Source organism: Elstera litoralis (assembly GCF_000963705.1).
Lineage (GTDB): Bacteria > Pseudomonadota > Alphaproteobacteria > Elsterales > Elsteraceae > Elstera > Elstera litoralis.
Genome location: NZ_LAJY01000249.1, coordinates 1 through 7,990 on the forward strand (window position 1 = coordinate 1; position 7,990 = coordinate 7,990).

General features: G+C 62.1%; 8 protein-coding genes and 1 pseudogene. 3 read left to right on the forward strand and 6 right to left on the reverse strand.

Features of this window, described 5'->3' with window-relative positions; all coding sequences use genetic code 11:
* The first annotated feature begins 211 nt into the window (after window positions 1–211).
* Window positions 212–1,075, forward strand: coding sequence for a 3-mercaptopyruvate sulfurtransferase (gene sseA / locus VZ95_RS10415; RefSeq protein ID WP_045775780.1), 864 nt, complete (start codon window positions 212–214; stop codon window positions 1,073–1,075).
* Window positions 1,072–1,653 carry a GNAT family N-acetyltransferase gene (locus VZ95_RS10420; protein WP_045775781.1) on the forward strand — a complete coding sequence of 194 codons (582 nt, stop codon included), beginning with the start codon at window positions 1,072–1,074 and terminating at the stop codon, window positions 1,651–1,653. Before sseA ends, VZ95_RS10420 begins: the two co-directional genes overlap by 4 nt.
* Window positions 1,654–1,665: 12 nt before the next feature.
* Here VZ95_RS10420 and VZ95_RS10425 read toward each other — a convergent pair whose 3' ends face one another.
* Complete coding sequence (locus tag VZ95_RS10425; protein WP_045775782.1) at window positions 1,666–2,088, reverse strand: VOC family protein; 423 nt, start codon at window positions 2,086–2,088, stop codon at window positions 1,666–1,668.
* Window positions 2,089–2,210: 122 nt separating this feature from the next.
* On the opposite strand from VZ95_RS10425, the gene gcvA reads away from it, so the two are divergent.
* A complete protein-coding gene (gene gcvA, locus VZ95_RS10430) occupies window positions 2,211–3,119 on the forward strand; it encodes a transcriptional regulator GcvA (RefSeq protein ID WP_045775783.1) in 909 nt (302 codons plus the stop codon).
* On the opposite strand, the gene mltG is transcribed toward gcvA, so the two are convergent.
* From mltG to fabD, 5 genes and pseudogenes are all read right to left on the reverse strand, one after another.
* Window positions 3,116–4,069, reverse strand: a complete 954-nt coding sequence (gene mltG / locus VZ95_RS10435) for an endolytic transglycosylase MltG (RefSeq protein ID WP_045775784.1) — start codon at window positions 4,067–4,069, stop codon at window positions 3,116–3,118. The genes gcvA and mltG overlap by 4 nt on opposite strands.
* Window positions 4,070–4,111: 42 nt before the next feature.
* Window positions 4,112–5,345, reverse strand: a pseudogene (gene fabF, locus VZ95_RS10440) (beta-ketoacyl-ACP synthase II).
* Between the two features lie 328 nt (window positions 5,346–5,673).
* Complete coding sequence (locus tag VZ95_RS10445) at window positions 5,674–5,910, reverse strand: acyl carrier protein (protein WP_045775785.1); 237 nt, start codon at window positions 5,908–5,910, stop codon at window positions 5,674–5,676.
* Window positions 5,911–6,090: 180 nt separating this feature from the next.
* Complete coding sequence (gene fabG, locus VZ95_RS10450; protein WP_045775786.1) at window positions 6,091–6,831, reverse strand: 3-oxoacyl-[acyl-carrier-protein] reductase; 741 nt, start codon at window positions 6,829–6,831, stop codon at window positions 6,091–6,093.
* Between the two features lie 13 nt (window positions 6,832–6,844).
* Entirely contained in the window at window positions 6,845–7,789 is a 945-nt protein-coding gene (fabD, locus tag VZ95_RS10455) for an ACP S-malonyltransferase (RefSeq protein WP_045775787.1), read from the reverse strand.
* Window positions 7,790–7,990 lie beyond the last annotated feature (201 nt).

Sequence of the window (7,990 nt, forward strand, 5' to 3'; positions counted from 1 at the left end):
GAATGCCGACGAAGGCGAGTATATCCGAATAAGCACCCTCACCCTTCCCGAGCTGTCGGACGCGCTCGAAGCGGGGCGTTTTTTGAAAACTCTATCATGCTGATCGCCGCGCAATGGTTGCTGCTGAACCAACAAAAGGTTCAAGATCGTTGGACGCAATCGGCGCACGTCGGCGTGTGAGCCTATCGAAAAAGAACGGGAGGAAACGGGAATGAGCACGCGAACGGCTTTTGTATCGACGGATTGGCTGGCGGAACGGCTTTCCGACCCCCATTTGCGCGTGCTCGATGCGACCTACTTCCTGCCCGGTGTGCCCCGTAATGCCGAAACCGAGTTTCTGGAGCGGCATATTCCCGGCGCCCAGTTCTTCGATATCGATGCCTATAAGGATCTCGAATCAGACCTGCCCCATATGCTCCCCGACCCCGATAGTTTCGCCGAGGATATGAGCACGCTCGGTATCGGCAATGATTGCACGATCGTTTGCTACGACAGCCACGGTTTGATGAGCGCCGCCCGGCCCTGGTGGATGTTCCGCACCTTCGGTCACGATAAGGTTTTCGTACTGAATGGCGGGCTGAAGCAGTGGTTGGCGGAAGGCCGCCCGACCGAGAGCGGCCCCGCCGCGCCGCGCCAAGGGCGCTTCCACCCCCGCTTCCGCCCCGAATTGGTGAGCGACCGCGACGCTGTGCTGACCGCGCTCGATACACCCGCTGTGCAGATCATCGACGCGCGCGGGCCGGGGCGCTTCATGGGCACCGAACCCGAGCCTCGCGCCGGCCTCTCGGGCGGTCATATCCCGGGCGCGCGGAATGTGCCCTTTGGCGCGCTGCTCGACCCGGCAACGGGGTTGATTCTGCCGAAAAGCGAAATCGAGGCGCGGTTTACCGGCGCGGGGGTAGACCTCAAGCGGCCCATTATCACCTCCTGCGGGTCGGGCGTCAGCGCCTGCGTGTTGGCGATCGGTCTCTATGAGTTGGGCCGAACCGACGTGTCGGTTTACGATGGTTCATGGAGCGAATGGGGCAGCTACCCCGGCTTGCCCATCGCCACGGGGGAAGCTGCCGCATTATGAGCCTCGCGCCGCTTCCGCTCGATCCCGCCGAAATCGACGTTGCGATTACGCATCTCGAAATGTTGGCCCCGCCGAAAACCGCGCCGCTGGTCTGCCCCTCCCTGCCGCAACCGCTGACACTGATGGTGGCGCGCCAACCGAATTTGCGCTTCTACCGCTTCCTCTACGGCAGCGTCGGCGATCCGTGGCTGTGGTACGAGCGCCGCCAGATGGAGGATGCCAAGCTGACGGCGATTCTGAACGATCCTTTGGTGGAAGTGACGGTCGCCTATGTCGGCGGCGTTCCAGCGGGGTATTTCGAGTTGGATGGGCGCGAGCCGGGCGAGGTGGAACTCGCCTATTTCGGCCTAATGCCGGATTTTATCGGCCTGAAACTCGGGCCGTATTTTCTCGATTGCGCCATTCGTAAAGCCTGGGGGCGCGGGCCAAAGCGGGTATGGGTGCATACGTGCAGCCTCGATCACCCAAAGGCGCTCAGCCTGTATCAGCGCGCGGGCTTCGTGCCGTTTGCGCAAGAATCCCATCGCATCCCCAATCCAGCCGCGCTGATTGCGGCGAGCAACCGGCGCGGGGATTAGAGTTTTTTCGCCTTACTTTGCGAAAAGCTGGCTCATATCGCGGAAGGATTTGAACTCCAGCGCATTGCCGGCAGGGTCGAGAAAAAACATCGTCGCCTGTTCGCCGACGAGGCCCTTAAAGCGAATATAGGGTTCGATCACGAATTTTACCCCGGCGGCCTTCAGCCGGTCGGCGAAGGTTTCAAACGTGTCCCAATCCAGCACGACGCCGAAATGCGGCACCGGCACCGCATGCCCATCGACCGGATTATGGTGCTTATCGTCGGCTTTCTTCGGGGCGAGATGGGCGACGATCTGGTGCCCGAACAGGTCGAAATCGATCCATTCATCGCTGGAGCGGCCTTCGGGGCACCCCAAAAACTCGCCGTAAAACTGCCGCGCCGCCGCCAAATCGTCGACGGGGAAGGCGATATGGAAGGGCATCACTTTGGTCATGAAGTTTTCTCCGGGCTAAAGGCGAGGGTCTCTTCGCTCGCCTTAGTCTCCGCGAAAAATTGACCGAGACAAGCGAGTTTTTCGGTGGCTACCATTCTAAAAACTCATTCTTAGAGCCTATCATGCCGGAAAACCGCCTGCCCTCGCTCAACGCCTTGCGCACGTTCGAAGCCGCCGCCCGCCTCGGCTCCTTCACGCGCGCGGGCGAGGCGCTGCACGTCACCCAAAGCGCCGTGAGCCGCATGGTGGCCTCCCTCGAAGCCGATTTGGGCCGCGCCTTGTTCCAGCGCCAGGGGCCGCGCCTGATGCTAACCCCCGCCGGGGCCGAGTATCAGCGCGCCATCGCCGGAGCCCTCGCCGATCTGGACGCCGCCACGCGCCGCTTGCGCTTCGGCGACGCCACCGGACCGATTGCCGTCAGCACCCTCCACACCCTCGCCTTTCGCTGGTTGGTGCCGCGCCTCCAGGGCTTCGAGGCGGCCCATCCGGGGCTCAGCGTCGATCTCAGCACCGGCGACCGGATGGTCGATTTCACAAGCGAGCCCGTGGATATCGCCATTCGCTACGGCTATGGCGATTGGCCGGGGTGCCGCGCCGAATTTTTGATGCCGGAGACGGTTAGCCTCTTCTGCGCGCCCCATTTTACCGCCCGCTTCGGGCCGCTCGACCGGCTGGAGGATTTGCGCCACCATCGGCGGCTCTTCCACTCAACCCGCCCGCAAGCCTGGCCGGATTTCTGCGCCGCAGTCGGGCTGCCGACCGATTCCCTCCGCCCCGCGCCCGACGCGCCCGGTTTCGAGCATTTCTTTATGATTATCGAAGCCGCCGTTGCGGGGATGGGCGTGGCCCTGCTGCCGGAGTTTCTGGTCGAAGCCGATATTGAAGCGGGACGTTTGGTGCAACCGCTGCCGGTGCGCGTCCGCAATCCGCGCGCCTATTATCTGGCCTACGGTAAGGGGGCGGAGCGCCGGGCGAAGGTCGCGCTGTTCCGCGACTGGATTTTATACGAAGCCGCGCCCTATCGCGCCTAAGGCTTCGCCGCCCGCGTTTTTTTTTCGATTTGCCGCCATTTGGCGACATTGCGGTTATGCTCGTCGAGGGTTTTGGCGAAGGCGTGCCCGCCCGTGCCGTCGGCGACGAAATAGAGATCCTCGGTCGCCAGCGGTTTTGCCGCTGCCATCAGCGCCGCGCGACCGGGATTGGTAATCGGCGAAGCCGGGAGCCCCGCGCGGGTATAGGTATTCCAGGGCGTATCGGTATCGAGATCGACGCGGGTTAAGCTGCGCGTGGCCCCGGCCCCGCCGACGATGCCGTACAGCACCGTTGGGTCGGACTGAAGCCGCATGCCCTTGCGCAGGCGATTGATGAATACGCCCGCTACGCGCTCCCGCTCCGCCGCCACGCCGGTTTCCTTTTCGACCATCGACGCGAGGACCAGAAGCTCTTCGGGCGTGCGCAGGGGAACGCTGAGGTTGCGGTTGGCCCAGGCGTCGGCGAGCGTGCTTTGCATCGCCGTTTGTAGGCGCTTGACCATCTCGGCGCGGCGGTCGCCCTTTTGATAGTGATAGGTTTCGGGCAGCAGGGTGCCTTCGGGCAAGGTTTCCGGCATCGCGCCTTCCAGCCCGTCGGCGGCACGGACAAGATCAAGGATCTGCGAACTCGTCAGCCCCTCCGGCAGGGTCAGACGGCGCACCACCGTTCGGCCCGCGCGGAGTTGCTCCAGAATGGCCGAGAGGCTGGCCCCGGCGGCGATCTCATACTCTCCGGCCCGCAGGGCGCGCGGGTCGCGCCGCAACTGCTGGGCGGCCATGAGCAGCCAGGGCTTTTCGATCAGCCCCTCATCCATCAACTGCTGACCGATGGCATCTGAGCCCAAGCCGCGCGGGATATAGATCAGTTTGCTAACCGTCGTCGGCCCCGGCTTATCGATCTGCGCCTCGACCCAGCGCAGGCTGACGATAAAAAGGGCGCCCGCAAACACGAGCGCCCCTAATAGCAGTGAGAGAAGCCTGAGCAAGCTGGACTAGACCGCCCCGCCGAAGATCAGCGACGCGTTCGTGCCGCCAAAGCCGAAGGAGTTGGACAGGGCGTAGCGCACCTGCCGCTTCTTCGCCACATGGGGCACGAGATCGATATCGCAGCCTTCCGAGGGGTTATCGAGGTTCAGCGTCGGCGGCACGATTTGATCGCGCAAAGCGAGGATCGAGAAAATCGCCTCGACCGCGCCCGCCGCGCCCAACAAATGACCAATGGCCGACTTGGTGGAGGACATCGAGAGCTTATAGGCGTGCTCGCCGAACAAACGCTTCACCGCATTCAACTCGATTTCATCCCCCAGTGGGGTCGAGGTGCCGTGGGCGTTGATGTAATCGATTTGATCGAGGTTAAGGCCCGACCATTTCAGCGCGGCCTGCATGGCGCGATACCCGCCATTGCCATCCGGCGCGGGGGCCGTGATGTGGTAAGCGTCACCCGACATGCCATAGCCCAAGACTTCGGCGTAAATCTTGGCACCGCGCGCCTGGGCGTGTTCCAGGCTTTCGAGCACGACGACGCCCGCGCCTTCGCCCATGACGAAGCCGTCACGGTCCTTATCCCAGGGGCGCGAGGCTTTCGTCGGGGTATCGTTGAAGTTGGTGGACATGGCGCGCGACGCGGCGAAACCGGCAAAGCCGATGCGCGACAGCGCGGCTTCCGTGCCGCCCGCGATCATTACGTCGCATCGCCCAGCGCAATCAGACGGGAAGCATCGCCAATGGCGTGTGCCCCCGTCGAGCAGGCGGTAACGACCGCGTGGTTCGGGCCTTTAAAGCCGTAGCGCATCGAGACGTGGCCCGAGGCGAGATTGATGAGATTGGCGGGAATATAGAAGGGGCTGAGGCGCTCGGCCCCGCGCTCGCTCACTAAAACCGCGCCATCGGTAATGCCGATGAGGCCGCCGATGCCGGAGCCGATCATCACACCGGTCGCTTCCCGGTCGCGTCGCTTTCCGGCGTCCAACCCGAATCGGTAATGGCTTCCTGGGCCGCTGCCAGCGCATAAACGATGAAATCGCCCATGCGGCGACGGTCCTTGGTCGAGACCACCGCGTCGATATCGAACTGGCCGGGGCCGCCATTGCCGCGCGGAATGACGCCGCCGACCTTGGCCGGAATATCATCGACCTTGAAGTGTTCGTCGACGCGCTTCAGGCCGGACTGGCTGTCCAGCAGACGCGACCAATTGTGATCGACGCCGGTCCCCAGGGGAGTGACCATTCCGAGGCCAGTGACGACCACGCGCTTGAGGGTGATTTGTTTTGCTGTGCTCACGTGCGACTTTCGCCTTTTGCCGTCAAACTTGGCGCAGTTTGCCGTTAGATGGGACACCTGACGACAGAAAAATGCAACCAATCAAAGACCTGATGCGGCGTGATGATCTCAAGGAAGCGCGGGCTACTCAATCGGTCCCAAGTCAGCACCGCTTTTCAAGCGGCCCTTGTGGCAAGAGCCGCTTTCGGAAGGCTCCGAAACCGGCTCTTATCAACCTTGGGTCCGCTTATGCGCCGCGCGGGCTCAAAAGCATGTCCGTTTACCGGAAATAGCTTTAAGCGTTGTTCTTTTCGATGAAGTCGATCGCGTCCTTCACCGTCAGAATCTTTTCGGCGGCATCGTCGGGGATTTCCACGCCGAATTCTTCTTCGAACGCCATGACCAGTTCCACGGTGTCCAGGCTGTCCGCGCCCAGATCATCAATAAAGCTGGCATTGTCCGTGACCTTGGCTTCGTCCACGCCCAGATGCTCAATGACGATCTTCTTAACGCGTTCGGCAACAGTGCTCATTGCGAATTATCCTCGACAAGTAACCAGTGATCGTTCCGTGTAGCCGGTCTGGGCAGGCCCGACAAGCCCCTCCGGAGCGGATGAAAAGAGAGAGTTTCCGGCCCGAAAGCCGCTCCCTGTAACACACTTCAGAACCGGGCGCTAGAGATTCGCACCATCTCGAAGCCCAGTAAAAGCGTCTTAAAGCATCGCCATCCCGCCGTTTACGTGCAGGGTCTCGCCCGTCACATAGCCAGCTTCAGAGGACGCCAGATAAACCACCGCCGCCGCAATTTCTTCCCCGGTGCCCATGCGGCCCAGGGGAATCGCGCCCAGCAGCTTTTGCTTTTGCTCATCGCCCAGCGCCTCGGTCATCGCAGTTTCAATGAAGCCGGGTGCGACGCAATTGACGGTGATATTGCGGCTAGCTACTTCCTGCGCCAGCGACTTCGAGAAGCCGACCAGCCCGGCCTTGGAGGCGGCGTAATTGGTCTGCCCGGCATTCCCAGTCGCGCCAACGATGGAGGTGATGGAAATGATGCGCCCGAAGCGCTTTTTCATCATCCCCTTCAGCACGGCGCGCGACAGGCGCATCGGGGCGGTCAGGTTCACGTCCAACACACCATCCCAATCGGCATCTTTGAGGCGCAGCAGCAATTGATCGCGCGTGAGCCCGGCGTTATTCACCAGAATATCGACCCCGCCCGCCGCCGCATCCACGGCTTTAATCAGCGTATCCGCCGCCTCGGCCTGCGAGAGATCGGCTACGATCACATGGGTGCGCGCACCGCCGAGGCTGGCGGCAACTTCGGCCAAAACCGCTTCGCGCGTGCCGGTCAGAACCACCGTTGCGCCGCGCGCGTGCAGTGCCGCCGCAATAGCGCGGCCAATCCCACCACTCGCACCGGTTACGAGAGCCGTTTTTCCAGAAAGATCAAACATTTATATTTCTTTCTTAAAGCGTCTTCAGGAAAGCTTCAATATCGGCGGGGCCGCTTATAGAAAGGCCCGTCGCGTCCTTGGCGATCCGCTTCACGAGGCCCGTCAAAACCTTGCCCGAGCCAAGTTCGACGAACTGCGAAATTCCCATGACATTGGCCATATGCGCAATGCTTTCGTTCCAGCGCACCCGGCCCGTCACCTGCTCGACCAAGCTGCGGCGCAGCTTATCGGTATCCTGCTCGGGCCGCGCGGTGACATTGATAACGATAGGCAGGCTGGGACGGACCATCGTTACGTTAGCCAAAGCATCAGCCATTGTATCGGCGGCGGGCTGCATCAGGCGGCAATGGAAGGGTGCGGACACCGGCAGCGGCAGCGCGCGCTTCACACCCTTGGTTGGCGCAAAAGCGACGGCGCGGGCAATCGCCCCCGCCGTGCCGGAAAGCACGACCTGACCCCCGCCATTATCATTGGCGATATCGCAGACTTCGCCTTGGGCCGCCGCTTCGGCGATTTCTTGAGCGACCGAGATTTCGACGCCGAGCAAAGCCGCCATTGCGCCGGTGCCGAGCGGCACCGCCTTTTGCATCGCCTGCCCCCGGCGCTTCAGCAGCCGGGCGGTATCGGAAACGGTGAGCGCCCCCACGGCGGCCAGCGCCGAATATTCCCCAAGCGAGTGCCCGGCGACGGCGACACCGAGATCGGCCAAGCACTTACCGGTTTCGGCTTCGATCACGCGCGTGACGGCCAGCGAAGTTGCCATCAGCGCGGGCTGCGCGTTTTCAGTCAGCGTTAGCTCGGCCTCAGGCCCATTCCACATAAGGTGCGAGAGTTTTTGCCCCAGCGCCTCGTCGACTTCCTCGAACACGGCGCGGGCGACCGCAAACGCGTCGGCCAACTCCTTGCCCATGCCGACGATCTGGCTACCTTGACCGGGAAACAGAAAGGCTCGGGTCATAATTCGGAGGTTCCTTAAAGTTCACGCCGTATGAGGCAGAGTGTCGCGCGGTTGTCATACTCTCGTCACGGTCTGTCAAGAGGTCGCTTAAAATTGTGCCTTTTTAGGGGCCAGATTTGCTTGCATCCCTAAGAAGAATCGCTATAGTCCGCGCTCCCTTGCCTGGACCTTAGGTTCTCGCAAGCTCCTTGCCGATGGTTT

Bases quoted from the DNA above. Each gene is read 5' to 3' on its own strand.
- sseA (WP_045775780.1), top strand. From the start codon at position 212: ATGAGCACGCGAACGGCTTTTGTATCGACGGATTGGCTGGCGGAACGG.
- VZ95_RS10420 (WP_045775781.1), top strand. From the start codon at position 1,072: ATGAGCCTCGCGCCGCTTCCGCTCGATCCCGCCGAAATCGACGTTGCG.
- VZ95_RS10425 (WP_045775782.1), bottom strand. From the start codon at position 2,088: ATGACCAAAGTGATGCCCTTCCATATCGCCTTCCCCGTCGACGATTTG.
- gcvA (WP_045775783.1), top strand. From the start codon at position 2,211: ATGCCGGAAAACCGCCTGCCCTCGCTCAACGCCTTGCGCACGTTCGAA.
- VZ95_RS10445 (WP_045775785.1), bottom strand. From the start codon at position 5,910: ATGAGCACTGTTGCCGAACGCGTTAAGAAGATCGTCATTGAGCATCTG.
- fabG (WP_045775786.1), bottom strand. From the start codon at position 6,831: ATGTTTGATCTTTCTGGAAAAACGGCTCTCGTAACCGGTGCGAGTGGT.
- fabD (WP_045775787.1), bottom strand. From the start codon at position 7,789: ATGACCCGAGCCTTTCTGTTTCCCGGTCAAGGTAGCCAGATCGTCGGC.